At 68.3% G+C, this 21,846-nt stretch carries 20 protein-coding genes and 1 rRNA gene; 9 read left to right on the plus strand and 12 right to left on the minus strand.

Features of this window, described 5'->3' with window-relative positions:
• Nucleotides 1-39: 39 nt before the first annotated feature.
• Nucleotides 40-300 (minus strand): three-helix bundle dimerization domain-containing protein, encoded by a 261-nt coding sequence (locus tag ACIHA7_RS12620; RefSeq protein ID WP_397288632.1) that lies wholly within the window; start codon nt 298-300, stop codon nt 40-42.
• Nucleotides 301-472: 172 nt separating this feature from the next.
• Here ACIHA7_RS12620 and ACIHA7_RS12625 point away from each other — a divergent pair, with 172 nt between their 5' ends.
• From ACIHA7_RS12625 to ACIHA7_RS12640, 4 genes are all read left to right on the plus strand, one after another.
• Entirely contained in the window at nt 473-955 is a 483-nt protein-coding gene (locus ACIHA7_RS12625) for a nuclear transport factor 2 family protein (RefSeq protein WP_397288635.1), read from the plus strand.
• A 30-nt stretch (nt 956-985) separates the two neighbouring features.
• Nucleotides 986-4,090, plus strand: a complete 3,105-nt coding sequence (locus ACIHA7_RS12630; protein WP_397288637.1) for an ATP-binding protein — start codon at nt 986-988, stop codon at nt 4,088-4,090.
• A gap of 64 nt (nt 4,091-4,154) precedes the next feature.
• Nucleotides 4,155-4,799 carry an MBL fold metallo-hydrolase gene (locus ACIHA7_RS12635; RefSeq protein ID WP_397288639.1) on the plus strand — a complete coding sequence of 215 codons (645 nt, stop codon included), beginning with the start codon at nt 4,155-4,157 and terminating at the stop codon, nt 4,797-4,799.
• Nucleotides 4,800-4,942: 143 nt separating this feature from the next.
• Nucleotides 4,943-5,995 carry an aminotransferase class V-fold PLP-dependent enzyme gene (locus ACIHA7_RS12640; RefSeq protein WP_397288641.1) on the plus strand — a complete coding sequence of 351 codons (1,053 nt, stop codon included), beginning with the start codon at nt 4,943-4,945 and terminating at the stop codon, nt 5,993-5,995.
• Between the two features lie 10 nt (nt 5,996-6,005).
• Here ACIHA7_RS12640 and ACIHA7_RS12645 read toward each other — a convergent pair whose 3' ends face one another.
• Both ACIHA7_RS12645 and ACIHA7_RS12650 read right to left on the minus strand, forming a co-directional pair.
• The gene (locus tag ACIHA7_RS12645; protein ID WP_397288643.1) at nt 6,006-6,890 is read right to left on the minus strand and encodes a fumarylacetoacetate hydrolase family protein; all 885 of its coding nucleotides are present in this window, start codon (nt 6,888-6,890) and stop codon (nt 6,006-6,008) included.
• Entirely contained in the window at nt 6,887-7,768 is an 882-nt protein-coding gene (locus ACIHA7_RS12650; RefSeq protein WP_397288645.1) for an amidohydrolase family protein, read from the minus strand. The genes ACIHA7_RS12645 and ACIHA7_RS12650 overlap by 4 nt, the downstream gene beginning before the upstream one ends.
• 40 nt (nt 7,769-7,808) lie before the next feature.
• Here ACIHA7_RS12650 and ACIHA7_RS12655 point away from each other — a divergent pair, with 40 nt between their 5' ends.
• Nucleotides 7,809-8,477, plus strand: a complete 669-nt coding sequence (locus ACIHA7_RS12655) for a FadR/GntR family transcriptional regulator (RefSeq protein WP_397288647.1) — start codon at nt 7,809-7,811, stop codon at nt 8,475-8,477.
• 14 nt (nt 8,478-8,491) lie between these two features.
• Here ACIHA7_RS12655 and ACIHA7_RS12660 read toward each other — a convergent pair whose 3' ends face one another.
• Genes ACIHA7_RS12660 through ACIHA7_RS12685 form a run of 6 tightly spaced genes read right to left on the minus strand, consistent with a single transcriptional unit; the run spans nt 8,492 to nt 14,695 of the window.
• Entirely contained in the window at nt 8,492-9,412 is a 921-nt protein-coding gene (locus ACIHA7_RS12660) for an aldo/keto reductase (RefSeq protein WP_397288649.1), read from the minus strand.
• Nucleotides 9,405-9,740 carry an L-rhamnose mutarotase gene (locus ACIHA7_RS12665; RefSeq protein WP_397288651.1) on the minus strand — a complete coding sequence of 112 codons (336 nt, stop codon included), beginning with the start codon at nt 9,738-9,740 and terminating at the stop codon, nt 9,405-9,407. Before ACIHA7_RS12665 ends, ACIHA7_RS12660 begins: the two co-directional genes overlap by 8 nt.
• Nucleotides 9,741-9,742: 2 nt before the next feature.
• Nucleotides 9,743-10,774 (minus strand): ABC transporter permease, encoded by a 1,032-nt coding sequence (locus ACIHA7_RS12670; RefSeq protein WP_397288653.1) that lies wholly within the window; start codon nt 10,772-10,774, stop codon nt 9,743-9,745.
• Nucleotides 10,771-12,267 (minus strand): sugar ABC transporter ATP-binding protein, encoded by a 1,497-nt coding sequence (locus ACIHA7_RS12675; protein WP_397288655.1) that lies wholly within the window; start codon nt 12,265-12,267, stop codon nt 10,771-10,773. The genes ACIHA7_RS12670 and ACIHA7_RS12675 overlap by 4 nt, the downstream gene beginning before the upstream one ends.
• Nucleotides 12,264-13,361 carry a sugar ABC transporter substrate-binding protein gene (locus ACIHA7_RS12680; protein ID WP_397288657.1) on the minus strand — a complete coding sequence of 366 codons (1,098 nt, stop codon included), beginning with the start codon at nt 13,359-13,361 and terminating at the stop codon, nt 12,264-12,266. Before ACIHA7_RS12680 ends, ACIHA7_RS12675 begins: the two co-directional genes overlap by 4 nt.
• The gene (locus ACIHA7_RS12685) at nt 13,358-14,695 is read right to left on the minus strand and encodes an enolase C-terminal domain-like protein (protein WP_397288659.1); all 1,338 of its coding nucleotides are present in this window, start codon (nt 14,693-14,695) and stop codon (nt 13,358-13,360) included. Before ACIHA7_RS12685 ends, ACIHA7_RS12680 begins: the two co-directional genes overlap by 4 nt.
• A gap of 210 nt (nt 14,696-14,905) precedes the next feature.
• On the opposite strand from ACIHA7_RS12685, the gene ACIHA7_RS12690 reads away from it, so the two are divergent.
• Entirely contained in the window at nt 14,906-15,682 is a 777-nt protein-coding gene (locus tag ACIHA7_RS12690; RefSeq protein WP_397288661.1) for an SDR family NAD(P)-dependent oxidoreductase, read from the plus strand.
• Entirely contained in the window at nt 15,679-16,917 is a 1,239-nt protein-coding gene (locus ACIHA7_RS12695; RefSeq protein ID WP_397288663.1) for an alpha-hydroxy-acid oxidizing protein, read from the plus strand. Before ACIHA7_RS12690 ends, ACIHA7_RS12695 begins: the two co-directional genes overlap by 4 nt.
• Nucleotides 16,918-16,974: 57 nt before the next feature.
• On the opposite strand, the gene ACIHA7_RS12700 is transcribed toward ACIHA7_RS12695, so the two are convergent.
• Both ACIHA7_RS12700 and ACIHA7_RS12705 read right to left on the minus strand, forming a co-directional pair.
• Entirely contained in the window at nt 16,975-18,042 is a 1,068-nt protein-coding gene (locus ACIHA7_RS12700; protein ID WP_397288665.1) for a diacylglycerol kinase, read from the minus strand.
• Between the two features lies 1 nt (nt 18,043).
• Complete coding sequence (locus ACIHA7_RS12705; RefSeq protein WP_397288667.1) at nt 18,044-18,835, minus strand: SDR family oxidoreductase; 792 nt, start codon at nt 18,833-18,835, stop codon at nt 18,044-18,046.
• Between the two features lie 120 nt (nt 18,836-18,955).
• Here ACIHA7_RS12705 and ACIHA7_RS12710 point away from each other — a divergent pair, with 120 nt between their 5' ends.
• Together ACIHA7_RS12710 and ACIHA7_RS12715 are read left to right on the plus strand one after the other, a co-directional pair.
• Nucleotides 18,956-19,834: a helix-turn-helix domain-containing protein gene (locus ACIHA7_RS12710; RefSeq protein WP_397288669.1), complete on the plus strand. Its 879-nt coding sequence runs from the start codon at nt 18,956-18,958 to the stop codon at nt 19,832-19,834.
• 196 nt (nt 19,835-20,030) lie between these two features.
• The gene (locus ACIHA7_RS12715; RefSeq protein WP_397288671.1) at nt 20,031-21,344 is read left to right on the plus strand and encodes a DUF2786 domain-containing protein; all 1,314 of its coding nucleotides are present in this window, start codon (nt 20,031-20,033) and stop codon (nt 21,342-21,344) included.
• A 196-nt stretch (nt 21,345-21,540) separates the two neighbouring features.
• On the opposite strand, the gene rrf is transcribed toward ACIHA7_RS12715, so the two are convergent.
• Nucleotides 21,541-21,657, minus strand: a 5S ribosomal RNA gene (gene rrf, locus ACIHA7_RS12720).
• Nucleotides 21,658-21,846: the final 189 nt, after the last annotated feature.

A 21,846-nucleotide genomic window follows, 5' to 3' on the forward strand; every position in this document is an offset into this window, starting at 1 on the left:
CTACGGATCTTCTCGGTAGCCGGGAGCGAAACTTGACAGCTATACGCGGCTGCTCCGCTTGTCGACCATGGCGGACAACCACTCTCGGGTGTAGCGCTCAGCGAGCAACGGAAGGAAGTTGTCGATGGTGGCGTGGTCGGCGACGTGCTCATAGGCGGAGCGAAGGAACTGTTCAATGGCCGCGTCGTCGATGAGACCGTTGAATTCTTCCTCCAGCCGGAGTGCGGCCGCGTGCAGGGCGACCGCCTGATCGAGGGACGGATCGTGCGGGTTGGGCGTGGTAACAGGGCTGTCGTTCACTGCGGACTCCCGATCGTGACGAGACTTTCGGTGCGGTGAGCACATGCACTGGCTGCGACGTGCCTCGATCAGTCGAGTACCCAACGGTCGGCTCGAGAACACCTGCCCGACGGCCGGGAGCAAAGTAGAACAGGTTATTGTTTACTGAGCGGTGCCGTGCCAGGCTGATCGGATGGATCTCGCCGCCATCGAAGCCGTCCGCCAGCTCAAGTACCGATACTTTCGGACGCTCGACCTCAAACAGTGGGACGCGTTCGGCGACACCCTCGCCGTCGACGCCGCCGGGCGCTACGGCACGCACGCCCTCGGCGAACCGCTCACCCTGGACGGCCGCGACGCCATCACCGCGTTCATGCGCGCGAACCTCGGACCCACGGTGGTCACCGTCCATATCGCGAACCATCCCGAGATCACCGTGGACGGCGACACCGCCACCGGCTCATGGGCTTTCGAGGACACGGTGCTCGCCACCGAGTACAACGTGCTGATTCGTGGCGCGGGGTACTACACCGACAGCTACCGGCTCGACGCCGACGGTAGCTGGCGCATCGCCTCGACCAGCTACCAGCGGATCTACGAATCCATGCAGTCGCTCGCCGACACCCCAAGCCATCAACTGCTGACGAACATGTGGGCCGCACCCACGGCGAAATAGGCGACGCGACGCGGCGATTAAGCTGGGTGCGTGGCGGGAACGCGGCTGATCGGCCGAGAGCACCCGGCGGCACTGCTGCGCGAGGCGTTGCGCCGCACGGTGTCCAGTCACGGTGGGCTGGTGCTGGTGTCCGGCGAGGCGGGCATCGGGAAGACGACGCTGGTCACCGAGGTCGTCGGCGAGTTCGACGATCGCGAGGTGCTGGTGCTCACCGCGACGGCGTGGAGCGGCGACGGCACCCCCGGATTCTGGCCGTGGGTGCAGGTGCTGCGCGGACTCCGGCGCGCCGCCACCCCTGAACAGTGGGCCGCCGTCGACGACGCGGCGGGTAACGCGCTGTCCTTCCTGATCGGCGAGGCCGAACAGCCGGATCCCGCGGCCGGGTCGCTCTTCCGGATCGGCGACGCGGTGACCGAGGCGCTCGTCACCGCCAGTGCGCTGCGGCCGGTGTTCGTGGTCATCGATGATCTGCACCGCGCCGATCCGGCGTCGATCAGAGTGCTGGCTTTCGTCGCACGGCACTCGTGGTTCGAGCGGTTGGCGATCGTCGGCACCGTGCGCGACACGGATATCGACGCACCACTGCGAAAGGTGTTCGGCGAGTTGCTGACCGGTGCACGGACCATCGAGCTGACCGGCCTGCCGGTCGACGGGGTCGCGGCACTGGTCGGTAGCGTGACGGCCGAGCACGCCGACGAGGCGGTCGTGCGGACGCTGCACAGTTTGTCCGGCGGTAATCCGTTCCTCATCGAGCAGGCCGCGCGCCTCTGGCAGGCGGGCAACCCGCTCGACACCCTCGCTCCCGGGGTCCGCGAAACCCTCGACGCGCGCCTGGCGCCGCTGCCCGCCCCCGCGATCGACATCTTGACGACGGCCGCGCTGGTCGGGCGCGCCTTCCCCGCGGCGGTGGTCGCGGAGAGCACCGGTCGCGAAATCGCCGTGGTGCAGGAGCAATTGGCCGCCGCGGTGCGCGCCAGGCTGGTGACCGCGCTGCCCGGCGAGCGGTTCACCTTCGTGCACGATCTGGTCCGCGAGACCCTGCGCGCCCGGATCGGCGAGGCGGAGGCCCGTAAACGCCACGCCGCCATTCTCACCGCGCTCGAACAGCTGCCGCGCGAGGTCTCCGGGGTGACCCCGAGCGATCTCGCGCAACACGCGCACGACGCCGCCGACGCGATCGATGACGAGCGGACGCTGCGGTATCTGCTCGACGCGGCGGCCGACGCGTGCGGGCGGCTGGCGGCCGGCGAGGTCGCCGAGCACTATCGGCACGCGCTCACCCGCATTCCCGAGAACCAGGCCGAGCTGCGCGGCACCGTCGGCCTCGGTTTGGCTGCGGCCCAGAGTGACTCGGGTGAGCTGGCCGCCGCGCGCCACACCTACCAGGCGTTGCTGACCACTGCCAGGGAACGCTCGGCGGCGGAGCTGTTCGCCAAGGCCGCGCTGGGCCTGCACGTACTCGGCATGCCCGATCCGGAACGGGAAGCACGGCGCGAGATCGAGATCATGGACCAGGCGCACCGGATGCTGCTCGCCGAGCGCCCGCCCACCGATCCCCTTGCCGTGCAGGTGCTTGCCGCCGCGACGCGCGTGCGGGTGCATACCGGGCATGCGCTGCGGCACGACGCCGCCGACCGGGCGAGTGTCGAAACACTACGCCTGGCACGGGAATCCGGCGACGACGACGCACTCGCGGCGAGCCTGCTCGCCCGGCACGACGCGATCTGGCGGCCCGGCACGGCCGGCGACCGGCTGCCGCTGGCCGACGAACTCGCCCGCGTCGGGCGCCGCATGCGCCGCGACGAGCTCGAACTGCAGGGTCGCCTGCTGCGATTCGCGGCATTGCTGGAGCTCGGTGACCCGCAGGTGCACACGGAGTTGGCGGCGTTCCGCGCGCTGGCGGACCGGGCCCGGCATCCCCGCTTCCGTTTCATCGCATTGTCGCGAACGGGTGCCCTGGCGATGGTGAGCGGCCGATTCGCCGAGGCGCGCACGGCCATCGATGACGCGTACGCCCTCGCCGAGCGACTCGGCGAGGTCGATCGGGTGCCGCTGTGGCTCGAACAGCGGTGGGCTCTCGCGCTGTTCGCGGGTGACCTCGCGGAGGCCGAGGCCTTCGTCGACCGTTATCGCGAGATGGCGGGCGAGTACACGGCGATCGTGGACGTGATCACGGCGGCCCGGCGTGGCGAGCTCGAGCGGACTCGGCGCGGCGTCGGTGATCTTCCGGCGCTGTACGAGTTCTATCCGCGGCATTTCCACCCCGCCATCGTGATCGCGCAGGTGCACGCCGCACTCGTCCTCGATGATCCGGATCTTCGAGCTACGGTTCGCGCGGCGTTGGCTCCGCTGGCCGGATGGTGGGCGGTGGTCGCCGGTGGCGGCGCGGTCTACGGCCCGTACGCCTACTGGCTCGGCCGGGTGGCGGCGGCCGACGGCGACCTCGACGCCGCGGCCGAACACCTCACGGCCGCAGCCGATTCGGCACACCGCATGCGGGCGCAGCCGTGGGTCGAGGCCGCGCGGCACCACCTCCGGCTGATTTCGCATCGAGAGCCACCACCGGCCCGAGCCACGGCACCACCGCCGGACAACGAGTTCCGGTACGACGGCACGGTATGGACGCTGCGGTTCGCCGAGCGCACCGTCCACCTGCCCGACGCCAAAGGCATCCGGGATCTGCACGTGCTACTCGGGCATCCGGGGCACGACATCCCGTCGCTCGAACTGTTCGGCGCGCCCGAGGCCGGAATCCAGCACGCGGCACAGTCTTTCGGCAGCGACCCGGTGCTCGACGACCGGGCCAAGGCCGAGTATCAGCGGCGGCTCGGCACCCTCGACGCCGAGATCGATCGGGCCGTCGCGACCGGAAACGACGCTCGCGCTGTCGAACTCGACCAGGAACGCGCCGCGCTCCTCGACGAGTTGCGCCGCACCGCGGGCCTGGCCGGACGCACCCGCCACCTCGGCGACGACGCGGAGCGCGCCCGCAAAACCGTCTCCGCCCGGGTCCGCGACTCGTTGCGCCGAATCGACCGGCTGCACCCCGAACTCGCCGAACACCTGCGCGCGGCGGTCTCCCTCGGTCTGCTGTGCCGATACCAGCCGCACCGCGAGGTCCGCTGGCGACTCTGACCTAGCGCCGCGAGATCCGATCTAGCGCCTTCTCGGTAGAGACACCACTCGGAAGGAGCACACCATGCACCAGATCGTCCCCAACCTTTGGGAGACCGAGACCCTCAGCCCGTTCCCCGGCCTGAACACTCATGCCTACCTCTGGACGACCCCCGAGGGAAACGTGCTGTTCTACAACACCACCTTCCCCGAGGAGTTCGACAAGATGGCCGAACTCGGCGGCGTCGCCCACCACTACCTGAGCCATCGCGACGAGATCGCCTCGTCCCTGTCCGTCGTCCGCACGCGCTTCGACGCGAAGCTGCACATCCACAAAGCTGACGCGGTCATGGTCACCGACACCCCCGTCGACGACGCATTCGACACCCGCCACACCGCGATCGCCGGCCTCGAGGTGATCCCGACGCCGGGCCATACCCCGGGCAGCGCCTGCTACCTCGCCACCATCGACGGCAAACGCTACCTCTTCACCGGCGACACCCTCATCCTCGGCGACAACGGTAAGTGGTGGGCCGGATACATCGAGGGCCACAGCGACCGCGACACCCTCCTCGGCACCCTCGACGCCCTCGCCCGACTCACCCCCGACGTCATCGTCTCCAGCGCCTTCATGAGCGACAAGGGTGTCATCGAACTCGGCGACCGCGCATGGTCCGACTGCGTCGCCGAGGCCCGCAGCGGTCTGCTCGCCGATCCGCCGAAGGAGTAGGCGGCCCACTCCCGCGGTGCAGATCGCTGGAGACGCTCGACCCGGCTGGATCGATAGGAGTGGGCGCGCCCGACCACGAATATCGGTCCAGTTTCGGGGTGCTGGCGCTGTACCGGTGCGGCTGGGCGGCGGATGCTCCTACTATGTCCTCCCTTGCGCCCACTGAGTTTTCGACCGACGTCACCTATCTCAATACCGCCTCGTTCGGGCTGCCGTCCGCGCGTTCGCTGGCCGCCGTTCAGGAAGCGAGCCAGCGGTGGGCGTCGGGGCGCGGTGGTCCGATGTCGAACGACGTACTCGTGCCCAGGCTGCGGGAAGGGTTCGCGCGGCTGTTGGCGGGGGCTACCCCGGACGACATCGCACTCGCCGGTGCCGCTTCGCAGTTGATCGGGCCTATCGCGGTCGCGCTCTCGTCGGGTGCCGAGGTGCTGGTCGCCGAGGGTGAGTTCGCCTCGGTCACCATGCCGTTCCTGCACCGGGGTGATCTCGCGGTGCGGGTGGTGCCGCTGGAGCGGCTGGCCGAGGAGGTGCGCCCGGAGACCGCGCTGGTGGCGGTGAGCGTGGTGCAGTCGGCGGACGGGCGGATCACCGATCTGCCGACGCTGCGGGCCGCCACCCGCGCACACGGCGCCCGGCTGCTGGTGGATGCCACGCAGGCGGCGAGCTGGCTGCCGCTGACCTTCGCCGACGCCGACTACTGGGTGTGCGCGACGTTCAAGTGGTTGATCGGCGCGCGCAGCGTGTCGTTCTTCGCCGCGGGACCCGAGGCGCTCGAGTCGATCCGGCCGGTCGGGCCAGGCTGGTACGCGGCGGCGGACCCGTGGGCCGAGCTGTACAACCCGGTCGAGCTGCCGAAGACCACCCGCCGCTTCGACTCCACCCCCGATTGGCTCGGCGTGACCGCGGCGAGCGCGGGGCTCTCGCTGATCGAGGAGCTGACGGTCGAGCAGATCAACGCACACAACCTCGCGCTGGCCGATCGCTTCCGCGCCGGACTGACCGAGCTCGGCGTGCCGTTCGTGCCCACCCGTTCGCCGATCGTCAACCTGCCCGGTGCCGACGACGCGGCAGAGCGCCTGGAGCAGGCCGATGTCATCACCTCCGCGCGCAATGGCGGGCTGCGGTTCGCGTTCCACCTGTACAACACCGCCGAGGAGGTCGACCGGGCGCTGGAGGTCCTCGCCGCCGCGAAGTGACCGAGCGGCCTCAGGCCCGCACCGGAGCCGGTGCTGCCGCGCCCGCCGACACCGCGTCGCGGCAGCGCTGCCTGGCCCGGCCGATCCCCTCGATCTCGACCTCCACCACGTCCCCGTCGCGCAGGTACGGGTAACGTCCGGAAAGTGCCACGCCCGCAGGCGTTCCGGTGTTGATGATGTCGCCGGGTTCGAGCACCGCGTACTGCGACAGATGCCGGACCAGGTAGTCGACGCCGAAGATGAGATCGGCGGTGCTGGAGTCCTGGCGGGGTTCGCCGTTCACGAAAGAACGCAAGCGCAGGTTGCCCGCGTCGAGCTGGTCACGCGGCACCAGCGCCGGGCCGAGCGGATTGAAGGTCTCGCAGCACTTGCCTTTCGACCACTGGCCGCCCGATTGTTCGAGCTGGAACGCACGCTCGGAGACGTCGTTCGAGATGGTGTATCCCGCAATATAGTTCGGCGCGTCTTCGACCGAGTCGAGATAGCGGGCGCGCCGGCCGATCACCACGGCGAGTTCCACCTCCCAGTCGGTCTTGGTGGAGTCGCGCGGGATCAGCACGTCGTCGTAGGGGCCGACGACCGTGTTCGGGGTCTTGAAGAACACGACAGGGGTCTGCGGCGGGGCCGACCCCGACTCGGCGGCGTGCGCGGCGTAGTTCATGCCGACACACCACACCGCCTGTGGCCGCGCGATGGGTGCGCCGATGCGCTGTCCGGCGATATCGATGCGGGGAAGCCGCTGCGCCGCAAGCGCTTCGGCGACGGCCGCCATGCCGCCCGCGGCGAGGAAATCGCCGTCGATGTCGCCGGTGAGCGGGCGCAGGTCGTAGGCGTACTCACCGGCGACGACGATCGGCCGCTCCGCGCCGACTTCGCCGATGCGCTGCAACTTCATTCGAGTTCTCCTTCGGTCATCCAGGTAGGTGCGAGCGGTAGTTGGTAAGTGCGCCACGCGACTTCGGTCAGCACCTGAACGCGGTCGGCGGGAGCGAGGTGGGCGAGGGTGGCCAGCGTGGTCTGCCACACGGTCCGGTACGACGCGGCGGTGAGGGTGAACGGCCAATCGCCGCCGACCATGAGCCGCCCGGGACCGAAGACCGCGAGCGCGTGGTCGACGTAGGGCTGCCATGCCCCGGCGCTGATCTCAGCGCCGGAAACCGTGGCGAGACCGGAGATCTTGGCGACCACGTTCGGCTGCGCGGCCGCTTCGGCGAGCAGGTCGGCCCAGGGCTGCCATTCGCCGGTCGCGATCGGCGGTTTGCCCAGATGGTCGAGGACGATGGTCAGGTCGGGGTGGGCGCGCGCGATCACCGGCACCTGCGCGAGCAGATCCGGCCGTTCGGCGACCGCGTCGAAGACGAGTCCCGCGTCGGCCACTTGAGCGAGGCCCGCCGAAACCTCGGGGCGCAGCAGCCAGTTCGGGTCCGGGTCGCGGTGGATCATGTGCCGGACGCCGACGAACTCGGGGTGGGCGCGAAGCGCGGGCAGTTCGGCGGCGACGACGTCGGGCCGGTGCAGCGGCAACCAGCCGACCACGGCCGCAGGGCGCGGCGTCGCCGTCGCGGCGGCCAGCAGCGCGCGATTCTCGGCCAGCGAATCGGCGGCCTGCACCAGCACCAGCGCGCCAACGCCGTGCGCCGACAGCTCCGGCTCGACATCCGGCAGCGCGTAGTTTCGGTACAAAACATCCGATGTTTCGGTCAGCCAGTCGTACTCGACGCCGAATTCTCCGCCGTCTACCCGCCAAACATGAACATGTGAGTCTACAGTCATCGGAGGCATACGTTCACATCCTCGAGGGCGAAGGAAACTGGTGTCGGTTACCGACGACGCGATAGCGAAGATCAAAGCGATGATCATCTCGGGCGATCTGGAGCCGGGCGCGCGGCTGCCCCGAGAGGCAGACCTCGCCGCGCAGCTCGGCGTTTCGCGCAACTCGCTGCGGGAGGCGGTCCGCGCGCTCTCGCTGGTCCGGATCCTGGACGTGCGGCAGGGCGACGGCACCTATGTGGCCAGCCTGGAGCCGAAGTCGCTGCTCGACGCGATGAGCTTCCTGCTCGAATTCCACCAGGACGACTCGGTTCTCGACATTCTCGCCATCCGGCGCATCCTCGAACCGGCCGCCACCGCACTCGCCGCGCGCGCGATGCCGGAGGCCGAGATCGCGCACCTGCGCACCCTGGTCGAGCCCGCGACGTCGTCGGTGACCGAGCTCGTGACGCTCGACCTCGAGTTCCACGCCGCCATCGCCGCCGCCTCCGGCAACAAAGTGCTTGCCTCCCTGCTGGAGTCGCTGTCGCTGCCGACCATGCGGGCCAGGATCTGGCGGGGCATCACCGAGGAGCGGGCCTTCGAACGCACCGTCGCCGAGCACCGCGGCATCTGCGACGCGATCGCCGCGCACGACCCCGAACTCGCGCACGCCAGGGCCCTGGCCCATGTCGCGGGTGTGATGGAGTGGCTGCGCCGCGCGGCGGGCTGAGCGCTGACGGCCGTTCACGAGTACCGGTCCAGTTCGTGCCAGAGGTCCTCCGGCACTGTCGTATTCAGCATCGCGATGGTGTCCGCGACCTCCACGGCGGTGCCCGCGCCGATGACCGTGGCGCCGACCGCCGGGTTGCGCCGGGCGAACTGCAAGGCCGCCGCCCGCAGCGCGACATCGTATTTCGCGCAGATCCGGGCCATCGCCTGTGCCCGTTCGACGATGTGCCGCTGCGCGGGCCGATAGTCGAACGTCGCGCTGCGCCACGGGTCAGCCAGAATCCCGCTGTTCAGCACACCGGCGACCAGTACCCGAACGTCTCGGCGGGCGCACTCGGGGAGTAACTCGGCTTCGGCACGCCGGTCCAGCAACGTATATCGACCGGCGATCAGCACGTGGTCGATGCCGGTCTCCCGCACGAAGCGCAGTGCGACCTCCGCGTCGTTGACGCCGACGCCGATCCCGGCAACGATCCCTGCCGCGCGCATCCGCTCCAGTTCGGGCAATGCCTCGGCAAGGGCTTGCTCCTGATGGTCGTCCGGGTCGTGGATCAGCAGCAGGTCGATGCGATCCAGGCCGAGGCGCTCCAGCGAGTCCTCCAGTGAACGCCGCACGCCCACCGCCGAATAGTCGCGGCGCCGTGCGCGTTTCGGTGCGCCGTAGAAGTCGTCGACGCCGTCCGGTGCGCTCGGATCCGCGTAGAGCAGCCGCCCCACCTTGGTCGATACCGTGTACTCCGATCGCGGCCGCGATCGCAGGAACCGGCCGAGGCGTTCCTCGCTGCTGCCCGCGCCGTAGTGCGGCGCGGTGTCGAAGGCGCGAATGCCCGCATCCCACGCGGCCGCGATGCCCGCCTGGGCTGCTTCCTCGTCGACCGCACGGAACAAACCCGCGTAAGCCGCGCCGCCGAGCACGATGTCGGCTACGTCATTCATCGGCGTCCCCCGCCGGATTCAGCTCCCACACCACCGGCAGGGCCGCCGCGGCTCCCGCCGCCGAATAGTCGTGTGTCCCTTCGAGATACTCGTTGATTCGCGCCTGCCACGACACGTTGACGGGCAGCTCCGCCAACCGGCTGAGCAGCAGATCGTAGGCGGCACAGTCGATCAGGTGGAACAGGTCGGTGCCGCTGCGCCAAATCGTCCAGGAGGTGGCCCCGGCCGCCTCGATGGCCGCGGCGAGTTCGGCGGGTACCGCCCGGTGCGCCGCCTCGTATGCCGCCTCGGCGCCGGGTTTCAGCTTGGTGTGCAACGCGATTCGCACGTTCACTCCTGCCGTCGTCCGCTGGCGATGCGCGTGATGACCAGGGCCACCAGGATCAGCGCGCCGTTGATGAACTTGAGCGAGTCGGCGCTGACGCCACCGTAGGACAGCAGCTTCTGGATCAGCGTCAGGATCAGCACCCCGAAGAACGCGCCGAGCACCGACCCGCGCCCGCCGTTGAGCGCCACACCGCCGATCACACAGGCGGCGAACACCTGGAAGATCATCCCGTCACCCTGGCTGACCTGCACGCTGGCGAACTGCCCCGAGTAGATGAGCCCACCGACCGCGGCCAGCCCGCCCGCGACGACCAGCACGGTGATGACGACGTAGTCGGTGCGGATACCGGCGGCCCGCGCGGCGGCCTCGTTGCCGCCGACGGCATAGAGTGCCCGCCCGGCCGTCGTATAGGTCAGGACGAAATAACCCGCGAGGAACAGGGCCAGACAGACCGCCACGTCCACCGGCACACCGAAAACGCTGGTGTTGCCGAGCCACTCGACCGACGGCGGAATCTTGGTCAGCGTGAAGCCTTCGGTGAGGAAGGTGAGCAGCCCGCGCAGGGCGATGAGCATCGCCAGGGTCACGATGAACCCGTTCAAGCCGAACCGGACGATCAGCACGCCGTTGAGCGCGCCGACGGCGAGCCCGACGAGCAGCGCGATCGGAATGGCCATCCACGGCGAGGTCCAGGTGTAGGCGCCCACCTTCGCGGTGCCCATGGTCGCCCAGATGGCGACGCCGGGGGCCAGCCCGAAGGTCGACTCGAGCGACAGGTCCATCCGCCCGACCACCAGCACCAGCACCTCGGCCAGCACGATGAGCGCGATACCGCTCATCGAGGTCAGCACATTGGTGAGGTTGGCCGAGGAGACGAAGTTGCTGTTGATGAAGTAGCCGACCACCAGCACCAGCAGGATCGGCGGCACGAGCAGAAAGTCGCGCAGCGCTGCCCAGCGCACCGTCCCCGGCCACCGCCGGGTCGCGGTGGACTCGCGGGTCGCGGGTTCGCGCCCGGTAGCGGTCGGGGTCATGACAGTCCTTCCATCGCGGCGACGAGTTCTTTGTCGCCCCAGCCTTTCTCGAATTCCCGCGCGATCCGGCCCTGCACCATCACCAGCACCCGGTCGCAGTCGCGCAGATCATCGAGTTCGTCCGACACCACCAGAACGGCGGTGCCGCGGTCGGCAGCGTCGCGCACGACCCCGCGCAGGGTCTGCTTCGACCGCACGTCGACCCCCGCCGTCGGCGTGATCAGCACCAGCACGGCGGGGTCGGTGGCCAGCGCGCGAGCGAAGACCACCTTCTGCTGGTTGCCGCCCGACAGCTCCGCGACGCTCTGCTCCGGACCCTCGGTCTTGATGCCGAGGTCCTCGATGGCCTTGCCCGCCACCGTGTTCCGGGTGCGCCGGGACAGCAACCCGAGGCGCCCGAGCCGCCGCGGCACGGTGAGGGTGGCGTTGTCGGCGACGCTCATCTCCGGGATCAGCCCCTCCTCGTGCCGGTCTCGCGGCACGAAGCCGATACCGGCGTCGAGGGCGGCGCGAACACCGTTGCGGCGCAGCCGATCACCCGACACCAGGACCGAGCCGGTGGCCGCCTTGCGCAGTCCCACGATGGTTTCGGCGACCTCGATCCGGCCGCTGCTGCCACCACCCGCGAGTCCGGCGATCTCCCCCGGCCTGACCGACAACGTCACGTCGGCGAATTCGCCTGCCCGGGAGAGCCCGTCGACCCGCAGCGTCGGCGTGGCCGCGGCCGCGGGATCGCGCCGCGCGACCGGCGTCGCGAGCTCGACCGAGTCGCCGGTCATCGCCGCGATCAGCGCCTGCTTGCCGAGCTCGGCGACCGGCGCGGTCACCACGTGCCTCGCGTCCCGGAAAACGGTGATGTCCTGGCAGATCTCGTAGGTCTCGTCGAGGTGATGGGAGATGAACAGGAAGGTGACGCCCTGCTCCTGAAGATCGGTGATCCTGCTGAACAACCTTTTGATCGCGGGTCCGTCGAGCTGGGCGGTCGGCTCGTCCAGGATGATGAAACGCGCGCCGTGCGAGAGGGACCGCGCGATCTCCACCAGCTGCCGATGCTCGACCGACAGATCACGCGCGACGGTGTCGACATCGACCGGCACCGACCAGGTGTCGAGCAGCTCCCGGGCCCGGCCGCGCACCGTGCGCCAGTTGATGATCCGGCCGCCGAACCCCTGACTGTTGACGAACAGGTTCTCCGCCACCGACAGATCGGGGATGATCGTCGACTTCTGATACACGCAGGCCACCCGGGAACGCCACGCGTCCCGGTCGGCGGGCGACGGCGCCGCAACGCCGTTGAACCGCACCTCCCCCGCATCGGGCGTGGTGAGCCCGGTCAGGATCGACACCAGGGTCGACTTCCCGGCGCCGTTGCGGCCGACCAGCGCGTGGGTCCGGCCCGCCGTCACCCGCAGACCGACCTTGTCGAGCGCGATAACATTGCGGCCGAACCGTTTCGATACGTCGATCGCCTCGGCGATCGGTTCGCCGGTCATCCGCCGTGACCCCACAGGCCGGGCGCGGAGGTACTCAGCGTGTCGAGTTCGCCTACCTTGCCGCCGGTTCGGGTGACCACCGGGGCCGGTAGCTGGTCTTCGAGGGTCCCGCCGACACCGGTATCGATGATCGTGGACCCGTGGTCGGTGGGTCCCGGGGTGAACTTGCGGCCGTCGACAGCGGCCTTGGCATAGAAGGCCGCGTATTGCGCGTACAGGTCGGCGGGCTGGGAAATGGTGGCATCGATCTCGCCGGCCTCGATGGCGTCCAGCTCGGCTTTGATGCCGTCGTTGGACACGATCGTAATGTGCCCTGGCGTACCGGCTTTCACCAGTTTGTCGCTGCGCCGCAGCAGCGCCAGGGTCGACTGCAGGAACACGCCACCCGCCTGCATGTAGATGCCGTTGATGTCGGGATCGGTCAGCAGTTTGTCCTGGAGGCCCGAGACGGCCCGATCACCCTTCCAGTCGGTGGGGATCTCGATCACCTTGATGCCGGGGTACCGCGTTTTCATGCACTCGGCGAACGCTTCGGACCGATCGCGTCCGTTGATCGAACTCAGATCGCCCTGGAATTCGACGACTTTGCCGGTGCCCTTCAATGTTTCGCCGAGGTAGATACACGACTTGGTGCCGTAGGCGCGGTTGTCGGCCCGCACCACCATGTACACCCCGCCGCTGTCGGGCCGGGTGTCGACGCTGACCACCGGCACATTCTTCGCGGCAGCGGCGGCGAGGGCGGGCTTGACCGCGGCGGTGTCCTGCGGGGCCATGATGAGCGCCTTGACGTTCTTCGACAGCAGCGTGTCGACGTTCGACTTGAGCCGGTTGGCGTCGTTGTCGGAGGAGGTGTTCTCCAGCTTCACCCCCGCGGCAGCGGCTTTCGGCCCGAGATAACCCGCGTAGGCGCTCCAGAAGTCGGAGTCCGAGCGGGGTTGATCGGCACCGACGAGGACGCCGTTGTCCGCGCCGGTGCCGACGGTGACGGCAGGCACGCTGTCACCGGTACCGGTGGGCTCCCTGGAACAAGCGGCGCCCGAGGAAATGATCAGCGTCGCGCCGAGGGCTACGCCGATGATGCTGGCGGTCTTCATGAGTTCTCCTGCGGTGGGATCGAGCGGGCCTGCGGATCCGCCTGCCACGCGGCGCCGGACGGATAGGTGTAGTCGCGCAGCGACGCGGGCAGCATCTCGGCGCTGAAACCGGGTTCGCGCGGCGCGCGATAGCGGCCACCGACCACGCGCACGGGATGGCGGAAATGCTCGTGCAGATGGTCGACGAACTCGATCGCGCGATCGTCGGTGGTGCCGGTGATCGCCACATAGTCGATCATCGCGAGATGCTGGACCAGCTCACAGAGTCCGACGCCACCAGCGTGCGGCACGACCGGCACACCGAACTTGGCCGCCAGCAACAGGATCGCCAGGTTCTCGTTGACACCGGCGACCCTGGCGGCATCGATCTGCACGAGATCGACGGCACCGGCCTGCAGCAGCTGCTTGAACAAGATCCGGTTCTGCCCGTGCTCGCCGGTCGAGATGCGCACCGGCGCGACCCGGCGGCGGATCGCGGCGTGGCCGAGGATGTCGTCCGGGCTGGTCGGCTCCTCGATCCAGGCCGGATTCGCCGACGCCAACCTGGCGATCCAGTCCACCGCGACGTCGACGTCCCAGCGCTGGTTCGCATCGACGGCCAGCCCGATATCGGGTCCGATCGCCTCCCTGGCGACCTTGACCCGGCGCACGTCCTCGTCCACATCGCGGCCGACCTTGATCTTGATGGTGCCGAAACCGTCGGCCACCGCCTGCCTGGCCAGCCGGGCGAGCTTCTCGTCGGAGTAGCCGAGCCAGCCCGGCGAGGTCGTGTATGCCGGATAGCCGGTGTCGAGTAGCCGAGCAATGCGTTCCTGCCTGCCGGGTTCGGCACGGCGCAGGATCGCGAGCGCCTCGGCCGGAGTGAGCGCGTCGGTGAGGTAGCGGAAGTCGACGAGGTCGACGATCTCCTCCGGGGACATCTCGGCGACCAACTGCCACACCGGTTTTCCGGCCAGTTTCGCCGCGAGATCCCACGCGGCGTTGAGCACGGCGCCCACCGCCATGTGCATGACACCCTTTTCGGGACCGAGCCAGCGCAGCTGGGAGTCCGCGGTGAGCGATCGCGCGAATCCTCCGAGGTTCCCGGCGATCTCGGCCACCGATCGACCGACCACCGAGTGCGCCAGCGATTGGATGGCGACGCGCTGGACGTCGTTACCGCGGCCGATGGTGAACGCGAAGCCGTGGCCCTGCGGGCCCGCCGGATCGTCGGTGCGCAGGATCACGTAGGCGGCCGAATAATCGGGGTCGGGATTCATCGCGTCCGAGCCGTCCAGCTCGCGCGAGGTCGGGAACCGGACGTCGAGCGTGTCCAGTGCCGTGAGGTGCGCCATGGGTGATCCTCGTTCCAGATAGTGATCTGGGTCACGACTATACATCGGATGTCTTCTGACGCAATGGGAGATGGAAAATCCGTCAATCCTGGTTGCGCAGTGGCAATCTCGCGCGGATGCCAGCGATCGGTGTTATGTTCGCCCGTGTTAAACATCGGATCTGTCCGGGTCGAGCTATCGCACCGGAACCGAGGTGAGAAGGTGGGCGGTATGTCGGTACAAAGCACGTTCGACGGGCTGGTAGCAGTGGTCACCGGTGGTGCGTCCGGCATCGGGATGGCCGTCACCGAGACCTTGGCGGCGGCGGGCGCGCGGGTGGCGGTACTCGATCTGCACCCTGGCAACACCTCGGGCATCGCCCTGCGGTGCGATGTCGCCGAGGACGAATCGGTCCGCGGTGCCATCGCGGGAGTGGTCGACGCCTACGGCCGGATCGACATCCTCGTCAACAATGCGGGCATCGGCGCACAGGGCACCATCGCCGACCACACCGACGACGAATGGCGCCGCGTGTTCGAGGTCAACGTCCTTGGCACGGTGCGTGTCTCCCGCGCCGCGCTGCCCCACCTGCGCCGGTCACCCGCCGCCGCGATCGTGAACATCTGCTCGATCGCGGCCACCACCGGGCTGCCGGATCGTGCCGTCTACAGCGCCAGCAAAGGGGCAATTCTGTCGCTGACCCGCGCGATGGCGGCCGATCACCTCGCCGACGGTATCCGGGTGAACTGCGTCAATCCGGGGACCGTCGATACGCCCTGGGTACAGCGGCTCTTGGCGAGCAGCGCGGACCCCGACGCGGAAATGGCCGCGCTGCAAGCACGTCAGCCACACGGACGCCTGGTCACCGCCGCGGAAGTCGCGAGTGCGGTGGCGTATCTGGCCGGTCCGGCGGCGGCGTCCATCACCGCGACAATGCTGGAGGTCGACGGCGGCATGCATTCCCTACGCCTACGCGCGGCGGCCCAGGCCGCGGGGGCACGCCGATGACCGCGCGCCGGATACCGCGGCCGCGCGACCTCGCACCGCTGGTCAAATTCGAGCGGCCGTTCGGTGGCCGAGAGCGCAAACTAGCTCGCGCACAGACGATCTGGGATCTGCGGGAGCTGGCCCGTAAACGCACACCCAAGGTCGCGTTCGACTACACCGACGGCGCGGCCGACGCGGAGATCAGCCTCGCGCGGGCCCGGGAAGCGTTCTCCGACATCGAGTTCCAGCCCGCGATTCTGCGCGACGTCAGCACCGCCGACACCACGGTCCAGGTCCTCGGCAAGTCGGCCGCGCTGCCCTTCGGCATCGCGCCCACCGGATTCACCAGGATGATGCACACGGCCGGGGAGCTGGCCGGGGCGCGCGCCGCCGAGCGGGCGGGCATCCCGTTCACGCTGTCCACCATGGGGACCACCGCGATCGAGGATGTCGCCGCGGGCACCGGCGCCGGCGCGCGCAATTGGTTTCAGCTCTATATGTGGACCGATCGCGACCGTTCGCTGGCGCTCGTCGAGCGGGCCGCACGGGCCGGATTCGACACCCTCGTCGTCACCGTCGACGTGCCGGTGGCGGGAGCCAGGCTGCGCGACGTCCGCAACGGCATGACGGTGCCGCCGTCGATCACGCTGCGCGGCGCGGTCGACGCGCTGCGCAGGCCATGGTGGTGGTGGGACTTCCTGACCACCGAACCGCTGGCCTTCGCCTCACTGGACCGCTGGTCGGGGACGGTGGCCGAACTGCTCGACGCCATGTTCGACCCGACCGTCGGCTTCGACGATCTGGCCTGGATCAGGGCGCAATGGCCGGGCAAGCTGCTGGTGAAGGGCGTGCAGACGGTCGATGACGCCAAGCGCCTGGCCGGGCTCGGTGTCGACGGCATCATCCTGTCGAATCATGGTGGGCGGCAACTGGATCGCGCACCCGTACCGCTGCATCTGCTGCCCTCGGTGGCTCGCGAGGTGGCCGATGACCTGGAAGTACACCTCGACACCGGCATCATGCACGGTGCCGACATAGTCGCCGCGCTCGCGCACGGTGCGCGGTTCACCCTCGTCGGTCGCGCCTACCTGTACGGGTTGATGGCCGGCGGCGAGGCGGGCGTGGACCGCACGATCGACATTCTCCGTACGCAGATCGTGCGGACCATGAAACTGCTCGGCGTCGGCTCGGTCGAGGAGCTCGAGCCGGGGCATGTGCGGTTGCTCGAGCGGTATCGCCCGCGCGAACAGGGCTAGGGCGTGTCGAAGTCCACCCAGACCATGGGGGCGCCGGATGGGACTTCGACACAGGGCCTAACGCTGTGCGGGGTTCGTGATCAGGGGCAGGTCCAAGGCGGTCAAAATGCCGGCGGGCGCACGGACTACGGCGGGGATCGCATTGACGATGCGCATAGCGGTGGCAAGCAGGGTGGCGTGGTTGTGATCGCCGTTGCGGCTCGACGTCACCAGATCCATGGCGTAGCTGGGTTCGCCGGTGAGCTCGACCCGATACGAGCCCTCGTGGTGGGCCGGTTGCGGCCAGTCCGGACAGAGGCCCGGGTGTAGCCGGGTGACGTGTTCCAGGACCGTGACCGGCTCGTCGCCGACCATGCCGCGGACCTCGAAACGCAGTGCGGCCGCGGTACCTTCGGCGATGTGGCCAGTGGCGATGTCGAAGGAGTGGTCGGCCGGGATCCGCTGGTAGGTCTCGGTGACCGCGTCGAGGGTCACGCCGATGCCCGCGGCGAGCTGGCGGACGGTGCCGCCCCAGGCCAGCGACAGCACGCCCGGTTGGAGCAGCATCGGGATGTCGTCCAGGGGTTTGCCGAAACCCATGATGTCGAACATGACTTCGCGATTGTCGTAACTGGCGTAGTCCACGATCTCGATACAGCGCAGCTGATCGATGCGCAGGCAGGTGCCCGCGAGCGCCAGCGGCAGTAGGTCATTGGCGAACCCCGGATCGATGCCGTTGACCCACAGCGACGCATTGCCTTGTGCCGCCGCCTCTTGCACCGGCTTCAGCAGATCGTCGGGTAGAACGCCGTAGGGATATTGAAAGAACACCGGGGCGCAGGCGACGACATTGATTCCGGCGCTGAGGATCCGCCGCAGATCGGCGAGGGCCTCCATCAGGCGGTTGTCGGTCATCGAGCAGTAGACGACACAATCGGGTCGGGCCGCGAGAATCGCGTCGGTGTCCATCGACGCGGCGACTCCTACCGGATGATCGAGTCCCGCAAGGGTTCCCGCGTCCATACCGTCCTTGGCCGAACCCGATACCCAGACACCCGCCAGCTCGAGGTCGGGGTTGGCGATGACACCCGCCAGGGCGTGCTTGCCGACATTGCCGGTGCCCCACTGCACTACGCGATAGGTCATGTCACAGATCCCCGATCGGAAGGTCGAGATTGGGGGCGATCAGGCCGCCGTCGGGCTCGAGCACCTTGCCGGTGAGGTACCTGCCCGCCGGAGAAACCAGATAGAGCGCGGCCGCGGCGATGTCCTCGGGCTCACCCAGGCGGTGCAGCGGTGTCTTGGTTTCCAGTTCGGTGCGCATCGTGTCGTTGCTCGCGACGATCTCCAGAGCGGAGGTCAGGATCGAGCCGGGGGCAATGGCGTTCACCCGGATGCGCGGGTTCAGGTCGAGTGCAGCGAGTTTGGTGTAGTGCGCCAGCGCGGCTTTTGCGGTGCCGTACGCCGCGAACGCACGGCCCGGCAACCGGCCCATGGTCGAGGTGATGTTGAGAATCGAACCGCCACCGGCGGTTTCGAGGATGTGCGGCACCGCGGCGCGAACGAGTGCGTGGGCGTTGGTGACGTTGAAGTTGAATGCGTCCATCAGGGCCTGCGGAGTGGTGTCGAGCAGTGGGCACGGCATAGCGCCGCCGACATTGTTGACCACGATGTCCAACCGGCCGAAGCGTTCCACCGCGACACCGGCGAGTGCGGCGGTCGCCTCGATATCGCTCAAGTCCGCGGGGACCACATGGGCCTGACGCCCTCCCGCGGTCACTCGTTCGGCCACCTCGTCCAATTGACTCTTGGTGCGCGAGGCGATGACGACGTCCGCGCCCGCCTCCGCGAAAGCCACCGCGATCGCGGCGCCGAGGCCGCGTCCTGCGCCGGTCACCACGGCGACCTGCCCGTCTATGCGGAATCGATCCAGAATCATTCGCGCTCCATCCGCGCCGTAGCCGACACCCCGTACGAGGTGTCGAATATTCGACGATCAATGCACTAATATTCGTCACATAGTAGGTCGCTCGTCCGAGGAGAAACAAGGGGTTCCGTCATGCCGGACCGCTCAGCGTCGCCGCCGACGCGCCGGGTCATCGAGATCGTTTCGCTGCTCGCGACGTCGACCGAACCGATCAGCGTCGCCGGGATCGCCGAACGCCTCGACATCGCTCGCGCCACCGCGACCGCGATCCTCACCGAGCTCGACGCGGCCGGTTGGGTCGGCCGGGATCCACAGCGCGGCTACGCCATCGGCCCCGCACTGGCCGGCTTGCCCGGCATAACACTCCCCTCCGGCGTCGGCACGGTGCTTGCGGAACTTGCCGAACGGACCGGCTCGGGCGCGACATTCAGCCGCATCGAGCCCGATCGCCTCACCGTTCTCGACGTCCGCCACGGCACCGACCGCGTGGTCCCCGGCATCCCGGTCGGGCATCGCATTCCGCTGCAGTTCCCGGCCGGGGCGAGCGTGATGCCGTGGCGTTCGGCGAGCGAACAGAACGCGTGGACCGCGACCGCCGCCGGTGCCGACCGGCGCACCGCGAGCACGTTGCTCGCCGTCGTCCGGGAACGCGGCGTCGCTGTCTTCCGGCCACGCGCCGATGACGCTGGCCTGGTCGACCTGCTGGCCGATCTACTCGGTGCCGTGGGATCCGAACTGCTGCAGCCACATCTGCGCACCCGCGCCCTGCGCCAGCTCGCCGCGCTCACGTCGCGGCCGTTCACCAGGAGTGAATTGGACTCCGATGACGCGCTGGCATTGAGCTATCTGGCGGCCCCGGTTTTCGATGCCACGGGTACCGCCGCCTACGAGGTACAGCTCGGCCCGCTTCGCGCGGAGGTAGCCAAACCTGAACGGGACGAATATATCTCGGCGACCCTCGATGCCGCGCGGCAGCTGACTGCGGCTCTTTCGAGTACCGCACATCGCTGAGGCATATAGCGTCCACCACCCGCCGTCGAACAGCATCTGCGCCTCGCCGCACTCGGCGTACGACCGGATTCGGCTTGGCCTTCTGGGACATGCACTCCGCAGTCGGAGTGGTCGCACCCGAGGGATGTCGGTACCCACGAGTTGCCTATCGTTGCAGGACATCGGCACCGGAGGACTGCGACGAGGAGCGGCGAGCATGGGTAAGCAGAATCGTCGGAAGCGCGCGGGGCGCCGCACGGATAGCGGCCCGTCCGGCGGTTCTGCCTTCCGGTCTGCGCAAGAAGCGTCCGCTAGGGCGGTGCCGGCGGATACTGAGCAGATCGCCAATGCCGTGATGGCTGCTGCGATGGAGTTCGCGCAAGGCGTTACGACGGCGGCCCGGCGTTGTGCGACTGCGCTGGTCGGGCGTGGGGCGTTGACACCACCCGTGGAGCAGGGTGCGCATCTTGCGGGACAGCACATTGTTTCGCGGATCTTTCAGTACGGCTGGCTGCCCGAGGATGTGCACCAGGCCGCGCGGCGGCAGCTCGACGAGTATGCGGTGGCGCTGCTGACCGATGTGATCGCCGCGTATATGCGCCCATTCGCGCCCGCGTCGGTAGATGAGACGTGGCGCGCGCAGCTCGCGGAGCTCGAAGCTGTGGTGTGGTGGTCCGAGTCCGCGCCACACCTCGGTCAATGGGCGACGAAGCAATTACTGACCGCGGACGAAGCGCTCACCACCGTGGTCGAGGCGTTGGCGTTGTTGATTCGGCTGCCGAAGTTGGAGCTCATCCGGCCATTACCCGGCACTGCCCGACCGCATGCCTCGGATCATCACCATGTGGACGAGAAGATACTGAGCCGGGTGCGGGGATTGCTGGCGAAAGCCGAGTCGACGTCGTTTCCGGACGAGGCCGAGACGCTGTCGGCGAAGGCACAGGAGTTGATGACCAAGTACGCGGTGGACCGCGTCTTGGTCGACGCGGACACTTCAATACCGGATCTGCCTGGTGCGCGCAGGATTTGGCTGGATACGCCGTATGTCGATGCCAAGGCACTGTTGGTCGATGTGGTGACCAAAGCCAATCGGTGCCGGGCGATCTTCTCCTCGGGCTGGGGGTTCATGACGGTCGTCGGCGACGAAAACGATCTGGATGTCGTGGAGCTGATGACGACCTCATTGCTCGTGCAAGCGACCAGGGCGATGATCGCCAGCGGTAACCAGGCTGAGCGCAGCGCAGACTCGCGAAGTCGTTCGTATCGGAAGTCGTTCCTCATCGCCTATGCCACCCGGATCGGTGAACGATTGTCGGCGGCGAACGAGAGCACTATCGCGCAATCAGTCGATTCCGCACGATTGCTGCCGGTGCTCGCTTCGCGTCAGCTGCAAGTGGACAAGGCATTCGATTCGCTGTTCCCGGAAGTGCGGAATCGTGGTGTCTCCATCCCCAATGCGAACGGTTGGGATGACGGTCGTGCGGCGGCCGAGTCGGCCGAACTCGGAGCCCGTCGCCCAATTCGGAGGTAGCCGAGCCGAGCTGCACTGCTAATCGACTGAGCTGCACTGTTTCTCGGGATGCGCACTGGCTCTGGACTCCCGCAGTGGGTGCGGGGTCCCGAGAAGTGGTGCGGATTCTGGCGCGCCGTCCGCGCTCGACGTTCGCGTTGTTGTCCGGGAACGACGAAAGCCCCCCAACTGTGTTGGGGGGCTTTCGTGAATGATGTTCCGGCGGTGTCCTACTCTCCCACACCCTGTCGAGTGCAGTACCATCGGCGCTGGCAGGCTTAGCTTCCGGGTTCGGAATGGGACCGGGCGTTTCCCTGCCGCTATGGCCGCCGTAACTCTATGAAACTATCCACACAGCAGCGCTGACACACGAACCAGCCAGCGAAACCCCCTCAAGGAGGTTCGCAGACTGTGTGTCTGCTGCAGTGTCTGTGTGTTGTTTCAGATACTGCACAGTGGACGCGTAGCTTCTTTGTTGGTAAGTCCTCGGCCGATTAGTACCAGTCACCTACACCCGTTACCG

This window comes from Nocardia sp. NPDC052316 (assembly GCF_044547795.1).
GTDB lineage: Bacteria > Actinomycetota > Actinomycetes > Mycobacteriales > Mycobacteriaceae > Nocardia.